The organism is Novosphingobium endophyticum, assembly GCF_014640675.1.
In the GTDB taxonomy this organism is placed as follows: domain Bacteria; phylum Pseudomonadota; class Alphaproteobacteria; order Sphingomonadales; family Sphingomonadaceae; genus Novosphingobium; species Novosphingobium endophyticum.
Genome location: NZ_BMHK01000001.1, coordinates 201,370 through 220,395, shown reverse-complemented (window position 1 = coordinate 220,395; position 19,026 = coordinate 201,370). Strand labels below are relative to the sequence as shown.

The window sequence follows — 19,026 nt, the reverse complement described above, 5'->3', positions numbered from 1 at the left end:
CGCTGTTCAAGGTTTCGAAACGCACAGGGCCGCCACGCATCAGCGCGGCGGCCCTCATAACATTTCAGAACTTCTTGGACACACCGATTACGAACATCCGTCCGAAGGTGAAGCCGTTTGCGTAACCGTTTTCATTGGGACCGGTTCCGAAAAACACCGGCGGCTCTTCGTCGAGGACGTTCTTGACGTTGAGCGTGAACGCAACATCGCGCAGCAGGGCGCCGCTCGCCGGCACTTCGTATTTGAAGAACAGGTCGAGAGTGGTGAACGAGCCGACATGGTCCTGCACCGGATCGGTCTGCAACGGCTCGATGTCGTATCCTGCGGTATGGTTCACCGTTGCCTGCGCCCGAAGGCTACCGACATCGACCCCGGCCGAAGCGCGCAAATTCAGCTTCGGAGTGTCGAACTCGAGATCGTCAACCACCGGTGACTCCGCGCTCACCTGCGACTTGCGGTTGAGCTGGTAGTTGCCGGCGACGGAAAAATCGACCCCGCCGAACCCGGTGGCGGTGCGGTAGTTCACGCCGAAATCGAGACCGTCGACCTTGAGGACGCCAAAGTTGCCTGTCCGGAAATCGACCAGCTCATACACGAGGTTGCCGTTCTGGATCAGTGCTTCCACGACAGCGCTGCCGCCCGGGGCGAGCATCCCGAAGGCACGAAGGTCATCGGGGCTGATGCCTCCGACATCGGTCTGGATGTTGTCGGGGAAGTTCGTGAAAATCCCCACACCTGGTGTAGGCGTGGAAAGGATGTCCTCGAACTTGACGTTATAGTAGCTCAATTTGAGGTTGAGGCCGGGAATGAAGGGCGGCTCGGCATCGAAGCCGACCGACCAGGTTTCCGCCTCTTGCGGCTGCAGATCGGGTTGCGAACCTGCCAGCGCGACCGTGAAGGAACCCGGGGCCGTCGTATCGCCCGGCCTCGTGAATGCGACGAACGGAAAAGCGCTGATCGTATTGCCCGCAGAGCGAAGCTGATCGAGCGGCGTCGGCGCGGTGAAGGACGTGCCCCAGTTGCCCCGGAACGACAGCCAGTCGATCGGCTTCCAGGTGGCACCGATTTTCGGATTGAACGTGCTGCCGAAGTCTTCGTAGTTGTCATAGCGGGCCGCGAGCGAAATCTCGAGAGCGTTGAAGCCGCCCATGGCGTTGCCCGGGCCGAAGATCGGGATCAGCAGCTCGCCGAAGGCCGAGTAGACGTTACGGTTGTAGGTATCGTAGGGAGTCGACGACAGCGTGCCGATGCGAATATCGTTGCCGGTGCGCAGCTTGAAGGCGTCGTACATGTACTCCACGCCAGCCGCCATGCGCACGTCGCCGCCCGGCAATGACACAACCGATCCTTCGGCGATGAGGCGGAGATTGGTCAGATCGTCGATGGCCTGACCTGCACGCTCGTTGTCGACAATATCGGCGATTACCGCAGGGTCGGACCCGGCAATGTTGAAGGGATCGATCGTCCCAGCCTGTCCCGCCGCATTCAGGCGTGTCGTGTTCGGCGCGATTAACGAAAATTCGCTGTTGCTGCGGCTGTAGTTGAAAAGCCCGCGAAGCTCCCATGTGCTCGTCAGTTCTTTTCTGAACTCGGCATTGACGCCCCATTCCTCGATTTTCGTGATCGATCGGCCGGCGTCGTCTCCGAGCGCCGGTGTGAAGCTAAACGCGCCTGACGCGGTGGGGGTGGCGAAGGCCCCGCCACCGATCGGAATTGCGGGCGGGAAACCAGCCGGTACCGGGAAGGTCGCCGGAAGCCGCGCCTGACCTGTCAGCGGAGATGTCGCAAGAGTGTCGCGGCGACTGTAGAATGCGCGGATATCGACACTCGTGGTGTCATCCAGATCCTGCGACAGGCTCACCAGGCCGCCGTGTCTTTCGACTTCGGGGATGATCGCACTATCGTCGGTCGTATCACAGGCATTGACGCTGCCAGGCACAAAATTCGGGGCGCCGGCTGCGAGGCTAAGAACATTGAAGCCGAAAATGGTGTAGTTCACCGTCAGGTTCGGCAGCTCACACTCGCGGCCGAGCGGCACATAAGGCATGGAGCTGTAGTCGAGACGGCGAATGAAATCCCTGTCGCGTCCGAACAGTTCGTCCGACTTGGAAAAGCTGTACGCGATGTAGGCCGAGCCCGAACCCCAGTCCTTGCCGACCGTGGCGTTCACCGCGGTCTGCCAGTAGTCGTCGGCGAAGCCGTACTGGCCATCGACTTCAACGCCGTCAAAACGGCGCTTTGTGACGAAGTTGATCACGCCGGCAACCGCGTCTGCGCCGTAGATTGCCGAACCGCCTTCCGTGACGACGTCGACGCGCTGAATGGCACCGAGCGGAATGACGTCGGGATCAACAGATGCCTGGCTTGTGCCTGCGGTCGCGATCCGGTGACCGTCGACCAGGATAAGCGTGCCGGAGCTGGCGGCGGCGTTGGGCGAGATGTTGCGGATATTGGGCCGCGTGATCTGGATCTGGTTTACCGCAATCGCCAGGTCGGCCGCGGGTACGCTGTTGAAATAGTTTGTGACCTGCGGCACCGAGGCCAGCAGCTCGTTGGCCGATGAGGAGGCGGTTTCCTCGATACGCTGTTCGCCCAGGTCGATAAGGTTGGAGCCGACCGGCGCCTGACCGCGGATCAGTGTGCCGGTGACGACGATTTCCATGTCGTCCTGCTGCTCGTCCGCACTCTCCTGCGCCAGGACGAGCCCCGGGACGAGAGCAGCAACGGCAACGCTGCTGATCGCTGAAATACGTAATCCAAGACCAATGGAGCTGGTGAACATATTGCCTCCCTCATGTTCTTTCCCTGGCGCGGGCCGGTGCACTTGCAGCCGCTGCTTCGTCTGACAGGCTTGAGATCCCTGCGCCGTGAAATGGCGCTATGGCGGAGTTACGATCCTGTCAAATTTATTTTGCGTCGTAAAATAAAACAGACGCCGCGCTTGTTCCTCTTCGCAAAGTCTGGAAAGCAGCGCCATGCGCATGTCAGATCACGCATTCAATCGCCTGTCCGTGCTCAAGAAGCTGCGTGCCGCGGAGCCCGTGTCGCGAACGGCGCTTGCGCGGCTTACGGGTCTCAACGGGGCCACCATCACTTCCATAGTACGGGACCTGGTCGCGCGCGGCCTGATTGTAGAGGAACAGCTGGCTTCACCCGGTCGCGGGCGGCCCAGGATCAATCTCAGGATCAATCCCGAAGGTGCATTCGTAGTCGGCGCGACGATGACCGATGACGGGGATCTGCTGGCAGAGATCGCCGACCTCAGGGGACATATCGTCTCGTCTCATCGCGATGAGTTGAATTCAAACGGCACCTTGACGGATCTGGCGCAAAAATTCGCCGAGGCGATAGCCAACGCGATCGCGGCGAGCCCGATCCCCGCTGATCGCGTTGCCCAGATTGGCATTGGCCTTCCGGCAATAGTGGACAGCCGCAATGGAACGGTGGAGCATCTTCAGACGTTTACGGGCGCGCCGTTTCCGTTTGCGCTGACAGTCGAACGTGAACTCGGAATTCCGACGCGGGTGGACAACAGCATCAATCTTCTTGCCCGGGCAGAGCACTGGTTTGGCGAAGGCACCGGTGTGGCCGACTTCATGGTTGTTCTGCTGGACCTGGGACTAGGCGCGGCGCGTTATCACGAGGGCCAGCTTCTTCTCGGCAGCCACGGTATCGCAGCGGAGCTCGGCCACACCAAGATCGTGCCGGAAGGGGGGCGGCCGTGCGGCTGCGGAGCGCATGGCTGCCTGCAGGCCTACAGCTCCATCAGCGCGATCGTGTACCAGGCAGCCGAGATTGCGGGCGAAGCGCGCCCGGGGATTCCCGCAATCCGTAACCGGTTCGCGGCGCTGATAGACAGGGCGAGGTCCGGCGACAGGGAGGTCGTCGATCTGATCGCACGCGGAGGGCGCTATCTGGGCCGTGCACTGGCGAACCATATCAACATGCGGGCCCCCGAACGCGTCATCGTTCTCACAAAGAGCCCCGATCTGGTTGACTTCGTTTCCGGCCCGTTCTTCGAGGCGCTGCACCGGGACACGCTTCCGCTTCTGCGGGATCTGGGCAGGGTGACGTTCAAGGAAACTGACGACAGCGCCTTTGCGAGAGGCGCTGCGGCCATGGTTCTGGAGCAGCTCTATGGTTCCTGGTGAGGGCCAAGGGGCGGATGGCCCCATTCAAGCACGGCAAGGAGCGGGCGCGATCTACCGCGCCCAAGGGCCGAGCGTGCCGCGTTCGGGCAGTACCGCCGGGTTCTCGCAACGCACCAGCAGTCGGCGCCTGTCGAAGGGGCCGGGCAGGTCCCAGCCGCCGGTCCACTCGTTGGTAAAGCCCCAGAACCGACCGTAATACTCGGGATCGCCGACCATGACCTGCGGCAGCGGCGCACGACTGTCTATGCCTGCCATGCTTGCCGCCATCAGCGCCCTGCCAAAGCCCATGTTCTGCTTATCGGGCAGAACCGCGACGGGGCCGACCATGATCATGGGATGGGCGCGGCCCTCCGGGTCGGTCAGCGCCACCGGCCAGCACTGGATCGTGCCGGCCAGCATCTCGTTCGCGTCGAGCGCGGCGAAGCTCAGCGCCGGAAGCCAGTCCTGGCCCTCGCGCACCTTGTAGGCGGTGCGTTTGTGTCGCTCGGGTTCGAACGCGCGGTCGAGGAGTTCCTCGATGAGAGCGGGGTCGACATTGTCGAGCGGGATTATGGTGGCATGGTCGGACATCGCGCGCGCCGATAGGTGGGGCACGCGGTTTTGTCGATTCAATTTGCGCTTGCTCAGGCCGCCGGAGTCAGCCTGAGCAAGCGGCCGGCACCCGCTTCATCGCCGTCCTCGAGCAGCCAGAGCGCGCCATCAGGCCCCTGGCGGATCTCGCGAATACGGTGGTCGAAGGGATGGCGCGCTACCTCGACGGCCTTTTCGCCTTCTATCCTGACGCGGACAAGGCCTTTCGCGACCAGCCCGGTGATGATCGCTTGGCCTTTCCATTCGGGGAACGCCTCGCCCGAGTAGAAGATGAAGTCTCCGGGCGCGATAACCGGGGTCCAGCTTATCGCCGGCGCGGCAAGGTCCGGCCGCGTGCGATGGTCGGGGATCGGCCTGCCATCGTAATGTACGCCGTTCGAGACGAGCGGCCAGCCGTAGTTCCGTCCGGGTCTGATCAGGTTGAGCTCGTCACCGCCTCTGGGGCCGTGTTCGAGTCCCCAGAGGCGTCCTTGCTCGTCGAAGTCGAGACCGAGCACGTTGCGGTGCCCGTAACTCCAGATCTGGTTCGTCGGCGAAGGCTTGTCCGCCCAGGGGTTGCCCGGTGCCGGCGCGCCGTCAGGCAGCAGGCGCAGGATCGTGCCGAGCGTGTTGGAAAGGTCCTGCGCCGGCGTCAGCTTCTGGCGGTCGCCCGAGCTGACGAAGAGGTATCGGCCGTCCGGCGAGAAGGCGATGCGGTGCGAGTAATGGCCGTGCCCCGTCACCTTGGGCACCTGACGCCAGATCACCTGCAGGTTCTCCAGGGAGCATTCGGTCTCGCGGGGGCATGCCAGCGTCCCCCTGCCGAGCGCCGCGCCGCGTGTATTGCTTTCGCCTGCCTCGGCCCAGCTCAGGTAGACCACGCGCCCGTCGAGCGTCGGTCCGCTCTGTCCGGGAGCGAACCTGATGTCACCCAATCCGCCCTGACCGCGATCCTCGACGTCGGGTGCGCCGGCAACCGTGCCCAGTCTGCCGTCGGCAAGGCGCAGGCGGATGTTTCCGCGCTTCTCGGTAACGATCAGGGCGCCCGTCGTTTCGTCAAAATCCATGGCCCACGGTTCGTCGAACCGCGCCATCTCTTCCACGGCGAAGGGTGTTCCGGAGGCGGCTTCCGGCCCGGCATTATCCCCGGTCGCGGCCGATCCGCAGCTTGCGACGAGGAGAGGGGCGGGCGATAGCAGGGTCAGGAATGTTCCGAATCTCATGGGCACCTGAATGAGCATTGTTTCGCGACTGGCGGCTCGCACCGGAGGCATCGTCATCGGAGTCGACGAGGCCGGGCGCGGGCCTTTGGCTGGTCCGGTTGTGGCCGGCGCGGTCGTGCTGTGCAAGCCGCGTCCGTCCGGCCTGGACGATTCCAAGAAACTCTCAGCGGCCAGAAGGTTGCAGCTCGAGGAAGTTATCAAGCGTCGCTGCCGCTGGGCGGTGGGAGTGGTCGAAGTCGAGGAGATCGACCGGCTCAATATCTTCGGGGCGACGATGCTGGCGATGACCCGCGCCGTGGCGGCCATTTGCGAGCAACTGGGCGAGGAGCCCGACGAGGTGCGTGTCGACGGCAACCTCACGCCGCAGGGGCGCTGCACGGATTGGCGCTGGAAAGCCCGCCCGATCGTCGGCGGCGATGCGCTCGAACCATGCATTTCCGCAGCCTCCATCATCGCCAAGGAACACCGCGACAGGATGATGCGCGAACTTGCCGAAGCGCACCCGCACTACGGTTGGGAGCGCAATGTCGGCTATGGTACGCCGGAACACGTGGAGGCGCTTCGCCTGCACGGTCCCAGCGTGCACCACCGGCGCAGCTTCGCCCCCGTCGCGCAGCTGGAGATGCCGCTGTAAGCGAGACACGGCATGGTTTCGCCGGAACGGATCGCGCGCGGTTCTTCTGATCTTTTGAGGTCCGAGAATATTTTTGCGTCCGGGTCCTGCCTGCCGCAGTCACCATATATTGAGTCGCATTTCTCTGCCGACACGCAACATGAAGTGCCGGATTCGTTTTGTTCTTCGGCACGGTCCGCCTGAATCGTAAGGGATTCAGGCGAGTCGCGACTTGACGGCGAGTCCCGAAAGACTCAAACCAGAGGCTATCCACAATCTGGTTACATGAGGAACTTCGGAAAAACGCCATGGGGCAGGTACTCGTCAAGGAGAAGATCCGCGCGCGCGCGCCTGCGCCGGTGCCGAAGGAACTGCTGCCGCTGGGCCAGATCATCCCGGGCGACTGCGTGGAGGCCATGCGTACCATCCCGGACGCCAGCGTGGACATGGTGTTCGCCGACCCGCCGTATAACCTGCAGCTTGGCGGCGACCTCTCTCGGCCCGACGGCAGCCAGGTCGATGCCGTTACCGACGAATGGGACAAGTTCGCCAGCTTCGCCGTCTATGACCAGTTCACCCGCGACTGGCTTACCGAGGCGCGGCGCGTGCTCAAGCCAGAGGGGGCGATCTGGGTCATCGGCTCGTATCACAATATCTTCCGTGTCGGCGCGATCATGCAGGACATGGGGTTCTGGATTCTCAACGACGTCGTTTGGCGCAAGGTCAACCCGATGCCCAACTTCAAGGGCACGCGCTTCACCAACGCGCACGAGACGTTGATCTGGGCCTCCATGGGCGAAAAGTCGAAGTACACCTTCAATTATCGCGCGATGAAGACGCTCAATGACGAGTTGCAGATGCGCTCCGACTGGGTCCTGCCGATTTGCGGCGGTCAGGAACGTCTGAAAAAGGGTGGCACCAAGGTTCACCCGACGCAGAAACCCGAAGCGCTGCTCTACCGGGTCATGCTGGCGACGACCAACAAGGGCGACGTGGTGCTTGATCCGTTCTTCGGCACCGGAACTACCGGCGCGGTCGCGAAGCGCCTTGGCCGCGACTGGATTGGCTGCGAGCGCGAAAGCGTCTATCGCGATGCCGCCGTGGAACGCATCGAGATGGCGCTGCCGCTCGACGAATCCGCGCTTCGGACGATGCAGTCCAAGCGCACCGCCCCCAAGGTCGCCTTCGGCACGCTTGTCGAAACCGGCTGGATCGCGCCGGGTACGCAAGTCATGGACAAGAAGCGCCGCTTCGTTGCCACCGTGCGGATCGACGGTTCGCTCGTCGCGGGCGATGCCAACGGCTCGATCCATGGCCTCGGCGCGCAGCTTCAGGGTGCGCCGTCGTGCAACGGGTGGACCTTCTGGCATCTGGAGCACGAGGGCGAGGTCAAGCCGCTCGATGCGATCCGCCAGCTCTACCTGCTCGCGACGGAGCCTTGAGGAAACCCTGCGATACTTCGTCGTGCTGAACCTGTTTCAGCATGACGGACCGAATGGCTAAGGGAGAGCTCATGACCCGCAAGCTCTACATCCGCCCCATCGCCCTTGCCGAAAGCCCGCAGAGCGAGGAGGGCGAGGCCGTGCGTCTCGGCGGCTCGATGGTCTGGGCCAGCCGTTTCGGGGTGATCGTCCGTGAAAATGGCAAAGTCGTCTCGCGCATTCGGACCTCGGCCGCCGGTATTTCCGACGTCATGGCGTCGCTACCCGCCGATCTCGGCGCCGAAGCGCAAGCGCAGTGGACCAACCTGCGGAACGCCCATGCCCCCCTCAAGTGCGGACAGCGCACCATCCGGCTGGATCAGCCGCAGGTCATGGGCATCCTCAACATGACGCCCGACAGTTTTTCCGACGGCGGCGAGTTTCTCGATAACCCGCAAGTTGCCGGCGATCACGCATCCGCCATGCTGGAAGCCGGGGCGGCGATCATCGACGTGGGCGGCGAATCGACGCGGCCCGGTGCAGCTGCCGTCTGGGAAGGTGACGAGATCAAGCGCGTTGTGCCGATGGTGGAGCGGTTGGCGGCAATGGGCGCGGCGATCAGCGTCGACACGCGCCGTCCTGCCGTCATGGAAGCGAGCCTTGCCGCTGGCGCACATATCATCAACGACGTTTCGGCCTTGCGCTACGATCCGCGCAGCCTGGAACTGGCGGCGACTTCCGGCGCGCCGGTCGTGCTCATGCACGCGCCGGGCAAGGGTGAGAACCTGCATGCCGGCGGCGATTATGCCGATGTCGTGCTCGACGTCTTCGACTGGCTGCGCGAATGCCGCGACGGTGCGCTCGCCGCGGGGATCGCGCCTGAAGGGATCGTGCTCGATCCCGGCATCGGCTTTGGCAAGACCCTGGCCGAAAACCTTGCGCTGATGAATGCGCTGCCGCTGTTCCATGCGCTTGGCCATCCGCTCCTTGTAGGCGCAAGCCGCAAGCGGATGATCGGCGCCCTGTCGAACGAAGCGCCCGCGCACCGCAGGCTGGGCGGCTCGATCACGCTTGCGCTCAGGGCCATGGATGCCGGGGCGCATATCCTGCGTGTCCATGACGTTCCGGAAACCGTTCAGGCCGCGCACGTCTGGCGGGGCATGCGCGATGCGGCCCTGACCGATTTTTCCCAGTTGCCGGACGACTGAGGAATTTTCAGCACGCTTCGTTCCGGGCGCGGGATGAAAGCGGCCGGCTTCATCGTTCCTCATCCCTCTATAGGCTGTACCCGCCGTCGCTTACCAGCACTGCGCCGGTGATCGTCGCGGCAGCATCGGAAAGCAGGAAGCCGACCTGCGCGGCGATCTCATCGGCCCGCGCATAGCGGCCGAGCGGCGTTGCCATCTGGCCCATCGCAGAGATTGCCGCCTCCCTGCTGCCCTGCTGCGTGACGAGATCCTGGAACATCGGCACCTGATCCCAGATCGGCGTGTCGACCCCGCCGGGTGCGATGGCATTGACGCGAATGCCCTGCGGCGCGCCTTCCCTGGCGGCAACTTTCGCAAGCTGGATCACGCCGGCCTTGCTCGCGCCGTAGGCGGCTGTTCCCGGCTCGGCCTTGATGCCGCTGACCGAAGCGGTCAGCACGATGCTACCGCCTGTCGCGGCCATGGCGCGCATCGCGCATTGCAGCGAGAGTATCATGCCGTCGAGGTTGGCGGAAAGCACGCGCCGCCACTGCTGGAAATCGATATCCGCGATCGGCGCGGCGTCGGCGCACCCCGCGTTGAGCACCGCGAAGTCGACTACGCCGTGGCTGTCCGCCACCTTCCGCCATAGTCGGGGGTCGGCGACATCACCCGCGAAGCGAAGAACCTCGCCGCCGGGATTGATCCGGTCCAGCCCGTCCGCATCGAGATCGACGAGCAGGAAGCGTGCGGTTCCCCGCGCAGCAAGCCACGCGACGCAGGCCGCGCCTATGCCTGATGCCGCGCCGGTGACGAGGGCGGTCTTGCCACTGAAACAGGGCATGGAAATTCCTTCGAATGACATGGTCCGTAGCGCGGCCATCGGCCGCGGCGGTGAAAAAGTGGCCGCCGTGGCGGTGTCACTGGACCAAGTCTGGAAACTCCCTCGCAGATTATGGCGGATTATCGCGCGATCACGCGGCGTTGTCGATCCCGAGTTCGCTCAGCTTGCGGTAGAGCGTCGATCGGCCGATGCCCAGGCGCCGTGCGACTTCGGTCATTCGTCCGCGATAGAGACCGATGGCGAGGCGGATCACGTCGGCCTCGATTTCCTCGAGCGGGCGCAGGTTGCCGTCTGGCGTGTAGAGCATGACGCCCGAGCTTTCCTGCATCGGGTTGCCGGCCACTGTGGACAAGCCTGTGCCCAGAATGTTGAGAAGCTGTGGAAAGTCTTCCGAGGTGAGCGCGTCGCCGTCGCAGAACACCGCCGCGCGGAACAGCACCGCCTGGAGCTGGCGCACATTGCCCGGCCAGTCGTAGGCGGCCAGCAGCGAGAGCGCGCCCTCTGTGATGCCGAGCTCGCGCAGGCCTGGCTGCTCGCCGATGCGGGCCAGAAAGAAACGGGTGAGCGCGGGAATATCGCCGGTCCGCTCGCGCAGGGGCGGCAGGTCCACCTTGGTCGGCGAAAGGGCCTCGAGCAGTTCGGGCAGAAAGTGGCCGCCGGAGACAAGGTCCTGGAGCGGCAGGTTGCTGGCGGCGATGATCCGCACGTCTATCCGGAAGGAATGACGCGCTCCGATCGGGCGTACGTCGGAGCGCCGTATCGATTCAAGCAGGCGTTCCTGGACGGCGAGCGGCAGGCGATCGACCTCGTCGAGAGCGAGGGTCGCGCCATCGCAATGCTGGAGGGCGCCGATCTGCCGGTCGAAGGCGCCGGGAAACGCGCCCTTTTCATGGCCGAACAGTACCGATTCGATCGAGTTTCCGGGCATTCCGCCGATATTGACGATCCTGAGCGGCAGTTTGGCGCGTGGACTGGCCGCATGCATGGCGCGAACCAGTATTTCCTTTCCCGTGCCGCTTTCGCCCTCGATCAGCACATGGCCGTGCCCACGCGCGGCCTTGGCGGCGACGGCGAGTGCCTTGCGGAAATTGGGCGAGGCCCCGATCATCGATTCGAAATCGGGGTTCGAAGGCATTTTCTCGGTCAGCGGCGCCAGCTCGTCGCGCGGCGTCTCGCGCGTGGTGGCCGAACGGAGGGCCTGCATGAGCCGGTCGGGCGCGACCGGCTTGACGAGATAGTCGGCTGCCCCCGCGCGCATCGCTTCGACCGCAAGCAGCGGTGATGTGCTGGCGGTCAGCATCAGGATGGGAAGGGCCGGACGGCGCGATTTCAGTTCCGAAATCAGGGCGCAGGCGTCATCGCCGGGCACCCACTGGTCCAGGATGATCGCCGAGAGCAACATGCCCTCGCGCGTACCCAGCGTGGCGATCGCGGTCTCCGCGTCGCGCGCGACGATTGTGCGCCAGCCCTCGCGCGAGGCCAGCGCCGAGATCAGTCGGCTTTGCGCAGGCTCATCGTCGATGAGCATGAGAAGGCGCTGTTCCAGGTCCGCCATTTACCCGTTTTCCGTCCTGACCAATTCGGTGTGGTCGCCCAGTGATAGGGCAATCGGGTAAAGACGGGATTAAGCCTAGCATCTGTTTGAAAATTCGTCGTTCGGACAAGTTTCGACTGTATTCGGCTGCTGCGCCGCCCCCCCATCTTGGATCGCGGAAACCGGATCACATGGCTTGGTACTTGAGCCTTGCGTCACTCACGGCTAGAGGACGATCCCGTAATTCACACTTCTATTGGGGGAATGGGTTTCATGGCCTCGGGTAACCACATGAAAGCGGCGCAAGAGACGTATAACGGCTTTATCAAGGCCACGACCTGGGGGACGGCCATCTGTATCGTGGTCGTGGCAGTCGTCGTTGCCCTGATCGCCTGATTTGCCGGTGTCACAAAGCCGGCGGATCGCCGTTCTGAAGGAACGGGCGGCAGGAGAGACGCGTGTTTCGGCAACGCCCGAAACGGTGAAGAAGCTTGTTGCGCTCGGCGCCGAAGTAGCCGTCGAGGCTGGCGCGGGCGCTATCGCCAGCTTCTCGGATGAGGACTATCGGGCGTCCGGGGCGCATGTCGGCCCGGCGGACGAGGTGCTGCGCGGCGCGGACATCGTCTTCGGCGTGCAGGGACCGGAAGCGGGCCTGCTGTCGGGCGTGAAGCCCGGCGCCTGGGTGGTTGCGATACTGGATCCCTTTGTTCGGCGCGATCGGATCGATGCCTACGCGGCGGCGGGTCTGGAAGCGCTGACGATGGAATTCATGCCGCGCATCACGCGCGCGCAGTCGATGGACGTTCTCTCGTCGCAGTCGAACCTTGCCGGCTACAAGGCGGTGATCGCCGCCGCCGATACCTACGGCCGCGCTTTTCCGATGATGATGACCGCCGCCGGCACTGTCAGCGCCGCCAAGGCATTCATCATGGGGGTGGGCGTCGCGGGTCTTCAGGCCATCGCCACCGCCCGCCGCCTCGGCGCCCAGGTCTCCGCGACCGACGTGCGCGCGGCGACCAGGGAGCAGATACTTTCGCTCGGCGCCAAGCCGATCTTCGTCGAGAACGTCGCCGGGATCGAGGGCGAGGGCACTGGCGGCTATGCCACGGAAATGTCGGAGGAGTACCAGAAGGCGCAGGCCGAGCTGGTATCCGGCCATATCGCCAAGCAGGACATCGTCATCACCACCGCGCTGATTCCCGGCCGGGCCGCGCCGCGCCTCATCACCGACGCGCAGATCGCGACCATGAAGCCGGGCAGCGTGATCTTCGACCTCGCGGTCGCCCAGGGCGGCAACGTCGAGGGCAGCGTGGCCGATGAGGTGGTCGAGAGGCACCGCGTCAAGATCATGGGCTTCTCGAACACGCCCGCGCACCTGCCGGCGGATTCCTCCGCGCTTTATGCGCGCAACCTGTTCAACTTTGTCTCGGCATTCTGGGACAAGGAACAGGGCGGGCCGGTGCTCGACGAGGAAATCGGCGATGCCATCCGGCTGACCCGGGGCGGCAAGGTTGTGAATGCGAGGCTTTTGGGGTGAGATGTCCAGCACGCCCGATCCTCCCCCACCGGGGGAGGGGGACCGCCGCGAAGCGGTGGTGGAGGGGGTGCGGCTGCGCGCTCGCATTGAACTGATGCGCAACCATACGGAAAAGGCCCTGCGTTCGGACAAACGGCTTTGGTCGGAGATGTCGCTGCCCGAGGTGCTGCTTTGGCGTGTTCTCAGAACCATGCCGCTGGGTCTCAAGTTTCGTCGCCAGCACCCGATCGGGACATTCGTGGCCGATTTCTACTGCGATTCCGCCAGAACCATCGTCGAAGTTGACGGTATCGCGCATGACATGGGCGCCCGGCCTGCACGCGATGACGTTCGCGACGCCTGGTTGCAGGCAACCGGACTGACTGTGCTTCGAATCCCCGCATCCGACGTTCTGCGCGACCCGCAGCGTGTTGCCGAGTCGATTGTCACGATGTGCGTGGCCGCGCCCCCGCCGTCAGCGCTGCGCGCTGCCACCTCCCCCGAGGGGGGAGGATCTGTTCGGAGCTTTTGAATGGACTTCATCTCGATCCTGTCGATCTTCGTGCTTGCCTGCTTCGTGGGCTATTACGTTGTCTGGTCGGTGACCCCGGCGCTGCATACGCCGCTCATGGCGGTGACCAACGCGATCTCCTCCGTCATCGTCGTCGGCGCACTGGTGGCGAGCGCCGCTGCCGGTAGCCCGCTGGCGAAGTGGCTGGGCCTGGGCGCGGTGGTGCTGGCCAGCGTCAATATCTTCGGCGGCTTCGCCGTTACCGAGCGTATGCTGGCGATGTACAAGAAGAAGGACAAGGGGCCGGCGCAGAATGGCGCGAAGGGGGGCAAGTCCTGATGGAACATGCGGTCAATCCCTGGGTCGCCGTCGCTTATCTGATCGCCGGCGTCTGTTTCATCGTCGCGCTGCGCGGCCTCTCTTCACCGGCGACTTCGCGGCGGGGTAATCGCTATGGCATGATCGGCATGGCCATTGCCGTCGCCACAACGCTGATCACGCATGACATCGCCAGCCTGCCCGAGATCGTCGGGGCCATCGCGATCGGCGGCGGGGTGGGCTTCGTTATCGCCCGGCGCATCCAGATGACGGCGATGCCGCAACTCGTCGCTGCATTTCACTCGCTGGTCGGGCTTGCCGCCGTGCTCGTCGCGGTGGCGGCGTTCCTCAACCCGGGCGCCTTCGACATCCTGGGCGGTGACGGCAACATCCTGGCCGTCAGCCGCGTCGAGATGGCGCTGGGCGCCGCGATCGGCGCCATCACGTTCTCCGGTTCGGTAATCGCCTTTGCCAAGCTCAACGGCAACATGAGCGGCGCACCGATCCTGCTGCCGGCGCGCCATGTCATCAATCTCGGTACTCTGCTGCTGATCCTCGCGCTGACCGCCGGTTTCGCCGTGGCCGCGAACGCGGGACCGGGCGAGAACGGGATGTTCTGGGCAGTCGTCGCGCTGTCCTTCCTCATCGGTTTCCTGCTGATCATCCCGATCGGCGGTGCGGACATGCCGGTGGTCGTTTCGATGCTCAACTCCTATTCGGGCTGGGCGGCGGCGGCGATGGGCTTCACGCTGCACAATACGGCGATGATCATCACCGGCGCGCTGGTCGGTTCCTCGGGCGCGATCCTCTCATACATCATGTGCCGGGCCATGAATCGCAGCTTCATTTCGGTGATCGCCGGCGGTTTCGGGGCCGAGAACGGCGGCGGAGGCGGCGGCTCGGCGGAGCAGCGCCCGTGGAAGCGCGGCTCGGCCGAGGACGCGGCCTTCCTGATGAAGGAAGCCGGAAGCGTCATCATCATCCCCGGATACGGCATGGCCGTCGCCCAGGCGCAGCATGTGCTTCGCGAGATGGGCGACCTGCTCAAGGAGGAAGGCGTCAACGTGAAGTTCGCGATCCATCCGGTCGCGGGCCGCATGCCGGGCCACATGAACGTCCTGCTCGCCGAGGCCAGCGTGCCCTATGACGAAGTCTTCGAGCTGGAGGACATCAACGGCGAATTCGCGCAGGCGGACGTGGCGTTCATCATCGGCGCCAACGACGTCGTCAATCCGGCCGCCAAGACCGACAAGTCCTCGCCGATCTACGGTATGCCGGTGTTCGACGTGGACAAGGCCAAGACGATCTTCTTCATCAAGCGCTCGATGGGCGGACAGGGCTATGCCGGTGTCGACAACGACGTCTTCTACATGGACCAGACGATGATGCTGCTGGGCGATGCCAAGAAGATGGTCGAGGAAATCATCAAGGCGCTTTGACGGGTTCATGAAGCTGGTGATCCGCCTCGCCGTCCTCGCGGGCATTCTGTTCATGGTCTGGCGGTTCGCAGTGCCGGTGTATGCCGAATGGCGGATCCGCAGCGCTTTGACCGAAACGGGGATGAGCGAGAAGGGTGCGGATTGCACGGCCCGCCGTATCGCCAGGCGCCTCAGCCCACCGCAGCTTGCCAATCTGCAGGCGCTCGACGGCGAAAAGGAACGGCTCGGTGACTGGGTTAATGCGGTCGAACAGATCGACGACCGCGAAGTCATTGTCGTGGCCACCACGTCGCTGGCCTTGTGTTCCACCGGTCTGGCTCGCTAGGGCGGAGCTGCGAATACGCCAATTCCGACTCCGGGAAAGACTTGCGCTTGACCCTCGCCCCCTATGCCTCGAACCCCGCAAAGTCGCGCGGCCGTGAATTTCCGGTCGAGAACGCTCTCGCGCGCGGGCCGCGCAGCGATTACCAGCGCGACCGCGATCGCATCATCCATTCGATCGCGTTCCGCCGCCTGCGTTACAAGACCCAGGTCTTCATCGCTCCCGATGGCGATCACTACCGCGTACGCCTGACGCACAGTCTGGAAGTAGCCCAGATTGCCCGCGTCATCGCCCGCACGCTGGGGCTGGACGAGGATCTGGCCGAGGCGCTGGCGTTGGCGCATGACATCGGCCACGCGCCCTTCGGCCATGCCGGCGAGGATGCGCTGGATGCCGCGCTCCACAAGGCGGGCGGTTTCGATCACAACGCCCATTGCCTGCGCACGCTGATGCGTCTCGAAAGCCCCTATTGCGAGCACGACGGACTGAACCTTACCTGGGAGACGCTGGAGGGGCTCGCCAAGCACAATGGCCCCGTGGCCGAGCCCAACTGGGCGCTTTCGGAGCTCAACGAGGCCTACGATCTGGATCTCGGCACATATGCCTCGCTTGAGGCGCAGGCCGCCGCGCTTTCGGATGACATCGCCTATGACAACCACGACATCGACGATGGCCTGCGCGCCGGCTTTCTCGACCTCGACGAGGTGCTCGCGCATTCCTTTGTCGCGGATCACTGGAAGGAAGTGGAACGCCGCTATCCGGGTGTCCCGCGCGAACGCCAACTTGCGGAGCTGATCCGCAGCCAGATCGGCTTCATGGTCAACGATCTCCTGGCCGAGACGCAAAAGCGGCTTGTTGGCGTGGGCAGTGTCGAGGAAGTGCGCGCCGCCGGCCGTCCGCTCGTCGCCTTCTCGCCCGAGCTTGCCGAGGCAGAGCGCGGCTTCAAGCGCTTCATGTACGAGAAGCTCTATTATCACCCCGAGCAGCTTGAAACCGCGCGCCGTGCCCGCGCCGTGCTGGCCGAGCTATATTCTGCCTATTCGCAGGAGCCGGTGCTGATGGAGGAGAGCTGGATCGACACCCTGCCGCGTCAGGAGCCCGAGCGGAGCCGCCACATCGCGGACTATATCGCCGGCATGACAGATCGATATGCGATCACCTGCCACGCGCAGATCTACGGCAGCACGCCCGAGGGGCTGCGCAATGTCTGACCTGTTCGATGCGCTCAAGCCCGCCGTGAAGGCGGAGCTGCCGGTGCATCGGATCTGCCTTGTCGGAGCGAGCGGGCTGATCGGTTCGGCGGTGCTGGAGGAAAGCATCGGTCGGTCCGACATGCGGGTTGTCAGCATCGCCCGCCGCGAAGTTCCCTTGCCGCAGGGCGCGCGTACCGAGGTTCTGGTCGGCCGCACCGAGGACTGGCCGGCGCTGATCGGCGCGGCACATGCGGACGTCTTGGTCTGCGCGCTGGGAACGACGATGAAGGCGGCCGGCAGCCAGGAAGCGTTCCGCGCGGTCGATCATGACCTTGTCCTCGAAGTCGCACGTGCGGCGCGCGCTGCCGGGATCGGGCACATGGTCGCCGTCTCCGCAGTCGGCGCTGACCGGATGAGCCGAAATTTCTATCTGCGCACCAAGGGCGAGGTTGAGGAGGCCCTGGGCAAGGTCGGGTTCCGGAGGCTCGACATCCTGCGTCCCGGTCTGCTGCGAGGCAGGCGCAAGGAACGACGCGGGCTCGAAGGCGTGGGTCAGGTCGTCGCGCCGCTCGCGGATCTCCTTGTCCTGCACGGCAAGTACCGACGCTTTCGCTCGGTTCGGGCATCGATGGTGGCGCGCGCGATCTTTGCGCTGGTGCGGGAAAAGCCGCAAGGGCGCTTCGTGCACGATTTCGATGGCATGCGCCGCGTCATGCGCCGGGCCGGGGAATAACGCCGCGGCGCGGGGCCAGCCCCGTTGACTCGCCCCCAAGGCTTCACCAAGGGTGATGGCCTCGCTGACAACGCGGAAGAGACCTGCCGATTCGGTTTACCGAGGGGGCAGGCGCCGAAGGAGCAACCGCCCCGGAATCTCTCAGGCAAAAGGACCGCGCCCGTCGATAGCGATGCTCTGGAAAGTGCCCCGTCCGTTCGGGTGTGGCCGCCGAAGGTGTAACCCCGCAAGGCCGGGGGAAGCTCTCAGGCTTCCGTGACAGAGGGGGCACCTGAAACGGTGTGCCAATGTTGTGCGGAGTTATGCCTTGAGCGAAATATCAAATCCCGACGACGATATGGACCTCGACGTCGTCGAGCCATGGCTGCTCCCGCTCGATGTCTGGCACCGCGCGAAGGGCGGCCGCATGGTCGAGTTCGCCGGGTACATGATGCCCGTCCAGTACGAAGGCATTATCGCCGAGCATCTCTGGACACGCGAGAATGCCGGCCTGTTCGACGTCAGCCATATGGGGCAGCTGTTTGTCTCGGGCGAGGGCGCCGAGGCCGCGCTCGAAGCGGTGTTGCCGATCGACCTTTCGACGCTTCTGCTCGGCGCCGTGCGTTATTCGCTGCTGCTCGACGAGAACGGCGGCATTCTCGATGATCTGATGGTCGCACGCTGGGCGCAAGGCTTCTACCTAGTCGTCAACGGCGCCACGAAGTGGGACGACATCGGCACGTTTCGCGAGCTCCTTCCCGATGAAGTGACGCTAAACCACCTCGACGACCGCGCGCTTTTGGCCATTCAGGGGCCGAAGGCGTTCGCGGCGCTCGATCGGCACGTTTCAGGCGAGCATCCGCTGTCCGCGCTCACATTCATGAAGGGGGGGCGGTTCAGCCTTGGCGGCGTCGAGGCGTGGATCAGCCGTTCGGGCTATACGGGAGAGGACGGGTTCGAGATATCCCTTCCGTCCGAAGCGGCCGGGCACGTCGCCGACCTGCTTTGCGGTGAAGCAGAAGTGAAGCCGGCTGGCCTGGGTGCGCGCGATTCCCTCCGTCTCGAAGCCGGGCTGCCGCTCTATGGACATGATCTGAGCTCTGAGACCGGGCCGGTCGATGCCGGGCTGCAATTCGGGGTGAACAAGCGTCGCCGGGTAGAGGGCGGCTTTCCCGGTGCTGCCCGCGTACAGGCCGATCTTGCGAACGGAACTGCTCGCCGGCGTATCGGCCTCGCGCTCGAAGGGCGCATGGCGGCGCGCGAAGGGGCGAAGATTTTTTCCGGTAATCAGGAAGTTGGGATCGTAACCTCGGGTGGATTCTCGCCCTCGCTGCAACACCCCATCGCCATGGCCTACGTCGATACCGCGCTCGCGGCCGAGGGCACGGCCTTGTCCATAGAAATGCGCGGCAAGCGGCTCGATGCGAAAGTCGTGTCCATGCCTTTCGTCCCACATCGCTATCATCGCTGAG

The 19,026-nt window shown here is 64.3% G+C and carries 18 protein-coding genes and 2 riboswitches; of the genes, 13 read left to right on the top strand and 5 right to left on the bottom strand.

Annotated elements, in window-relative coordinates; all coding sequences use genetic code 11:
* Window positions 1–64 precede the first annotated feature (64 nt).
* Window positions 65–2,782: a TonB-dependent receptor plug domain-containing protein gene (locus IEX32_RS00980; protein ID WP_188767316.1), complete on the bottom strand. Its 2,718-nt coding sequence runs from the start codon at window positions 2,780–2,782 to the stop codon at window positions 65–67.
* Window positions 2,783–3,221: 439 nt separating this feature from the next.
* On the opposite strand from IEX32_RS00980, the gene IEX32_RS00975 reads away from it, so the two are divergent.
* The gene (locus IEX32_RS00975) at window positions 3,222–4,151 is read left to right on the top strand and encodes an ROK family protein (protein ID WP_229735766.1); all 930 of its coding nucleotides are present in this window, start codon (window positions 3,222–3,224) and stop codon (window positions 4,149–4,151) included.
* A 51-nt stretch (window positions 4,152–4,202) separates the two neighbouring features.
* Here IEX32_RS00975 and IEX32_RS00970 read toward each other — a convergent pair whose 3' ends face one another.
* Together IEX32_RS00970 and IEX32_RS00965 are read right to left on the bottom strand one after the other, a co-directional pair.
* Window positions 4,203–4,721: a GNAT family N-acetyltransferase gene (locus IEX32_RS00970; RefSeq protein WP_188767312.1), complete on the bottom strand. Its 519-nt coding sequence runs from the start codon at window positions 4,719–4,721 to the stop codon at window positions 4,203–4,205.
* A 53-nt stretch (window positions 4,722–4,774) separates the two neighbouring features.
* Window positions 4,775–5,944, bottom strand: a complete 1,170-nt coding sequence (locus IEX32_RS00965; RefSeq protein WP_188767310.1) for a PQQ-dependent sugar dehydrogenase — start codon at window positions 5,942–5,944, stop codon at window positions 4,775–4,777.
* 10 nt (window positions 5,945–5,954) lie between these two features.
* On the opposite strand from IEX32_RS00965, the gene rnhB reads away from it, so the two are divergent.
* From rnhB to folP, 3 genes are all read left to right on the top strand, one after another.
* Window positions 5,955–6,578 carry a ribonuclease HII gene (rnhB, locus tag IEX32_RS00960; protein ID WP_188767308.1) on the top strand — a complete coding sequence of 208 codons (624 nt, stop codon included), beginning with the start codon at window positions 5,955–5,957 and terminating at the stop codon, window positions 6,576–6,578.
* Between the two features lie 287 nt (window positions 6,579–6,865).
* Window positions 6,866–7,999: a site-specific DNA-methyltransferase gene (locus IEX32_RS00955; RefSeq protein WP_188767306.1), complete on the top strand. Its 1,134-nt coding sequence runs from the start codon at window positions 6,866–6,868 to the stop codon at window positions 7,997–7,999.
* A gap of 71 nt (window positions 8,000–8,070) precedes the next feature.
* On the top strand, window positions 8,071–9,186 hold the full coding sequence (gene folP / locus IEX32_RS00950; protein WP_188767304.1) for a dihydropteroate synthase: 1,116 nt from the start codon (window positions 8,071–8,073) through the stop codon (window positions 9,184–9,186).
* A 67-nt stretch (window positions 9,187–9,253) separates the two neighbouring features.
* On the opposite strand, the gene IEX32_RS00945 is transcribed toward folP, so the two are convergent.
* Together IEX32_RS00945 and IEX32_RS00940 are read right to left on the bottom strand one after the other, a co-directional pair.
* The gene (locus IEX32_RS00945) at window positions 9,254–10,009 is read right to left on the bottom strand and encodes an SDR family NAD(P)-dependent oxidoreductase (protein WP_188767302.1); all 756 of its coding nucleotides are present in this window, start codon (window positions 10,007–10,009) and stop codon (window positions 9,254–9,256) included.
* A 130-nt stretch (window positions 10,010–10,139) separates the two neighbouring features.
* Window positions 10,140–11,564: a sigma-54-dependent transcriptional regulator gene (locus tag IEX32_RS00940; protein WP_188767300.1), complete on the bottom strand. Its 1,425-nt coding sequence runs from the start codon at window positions 11,562–11,564 to the stop codon at window positions 10,140–10,142.
* 252 nt (window positions 11,565–11,816) lie between these two features.
* On the opposite strand from IEX32_RS00940, the gene IEX32_RS00935 reads away from it, so the two are divergent.
* The 9 genes from IEX32_RS00935 to gcvT all read left to right on the top strand — a co-directional run bounded on the left by IEX32_RS00935 (window position 11,817) and on the right by gcvT (window position 19,025).
* Window positions 11,817–11,939, top strand: a complete 123-nt coding sequence (locus IEX32_RS00935) for an aa3-type cytochrome c oxidase subunit IV (RefSeq protein WP_188767299.1) — start codon at window positions 11,817–11,819, stop codon at window positions 11,937–11,939.
* Between the two features lie 7 nt (window positions 11,940–11,946).
* Entirely contained in the window at window positions 11,947–13,080 is a 1,134-nt protein-coding gene (locus tag IEX32_RS00930) for an NAD(P) transhydrogenase subunit alpha (RefSeq protein WP_188767297.1), read from the top strand.
* A gap of 1 nt (window position 13,081) precedes the next feature.
* Window positions 13,082–13,591, top strand: coding sequence for an endonuclease domain-containing protein (locus IEX32_RS00925; RefSeq protein WP_308421010.1), 510 nt, complete (start codon window positions 13,082–13,084; stop codon window positions 13,589–13,591).
* Window positions 13,592–13,909 (top strand): NAD(P) transhydrogenase subunit alpha part 2, encoded by a 318-nt coding sequence (locus IEX32_RS00920; protein ID WP_188767294.1) that lies wholly within the window; start codon window positions 13,592–13,594, stop codon window positions 13,907–13,909. It abuts the gene before it with no gap.
* Window positions 13,909–15,327, top strand: a complete 1,419-nt coding sequence (locus IEX32_RS00915) for an NAD(P)(+) transhydrogenase (Re/Si-specific) subunit beta (RefSeq protein WP_188767292.1) — start codon at window positions 13,909–13,911, stop codon at window positions 15,325–15,327. Before IEX32_RS00920 ends, IEX32_RS00915 begins: the two co-directional genes overlap by 1 nt.
* A gap of 7 nt (window positions 15,328–15,334) precedes the next feature.
* Window positions 15,335–15,652, top strand: coding sequence for a hypothetical protein (locus tag IEX32_RS00910; RefSeq protein WP_188767290.1), 318 nt, complete (start codon window positions 15,335–15,337; stop codon window positions 15,650–15,652).
* Between the two features lie 47 nt (window positions 15,653–15,699).
* Window positions 15,700–16,860 (top strand): deoxyguanosinetriphosphate triphosphohydrolase, encoded by a 1,161-nt coding sequence (locus IEX32_RS00905; RefSeq protein WP_188767288.1) that lies wholly within the window; start codon window positions 15,700–15,702, stop codon window positions 16,858–16,860.
* Window positions 16,853–17,575 carry an NAD(P)H-binding protein gene (locus tag IEX32_RS00900; RefSeq protein WP_188767286.1) on the top strand — a complete coding sequence of 241 codons (723 nt, stop codon included), beginning with the start codon at window positions 16,853–16,855 and terminating at the stop codon, window positions 17,573–17,575. Before IEX32_RS00905 ends, IEX32_RS00900 begins: the two co-directional genes overlap by 8 nt.
* Before the next feature lie 63 nt (window positions 17,576–17,638).
* Window positions 17,639–17,742, top strand: a riboswitch (glycine riboswitch).
* Window positions 17,743–17,847: riboswitch (glycine riboswitch) on the top strand.
* Window positions 17,848–17,912: 65 nt separating this feature from the next.
* On the top strand, window positions 17,913–19,025 hold the full coding sequence (gcvT, locus tag IEX32_RS00895; protein ID WP_188767570.1) for a glycine cleavage system aminomethyltransferase GcvT: 1,113 nt from the start codon (window positions 17,913–17,915) through the stop codon (window positions 19,023–19,025).
* The last annotated feature ends 1 nt before the right edge of the window (window position 19,026 follow it).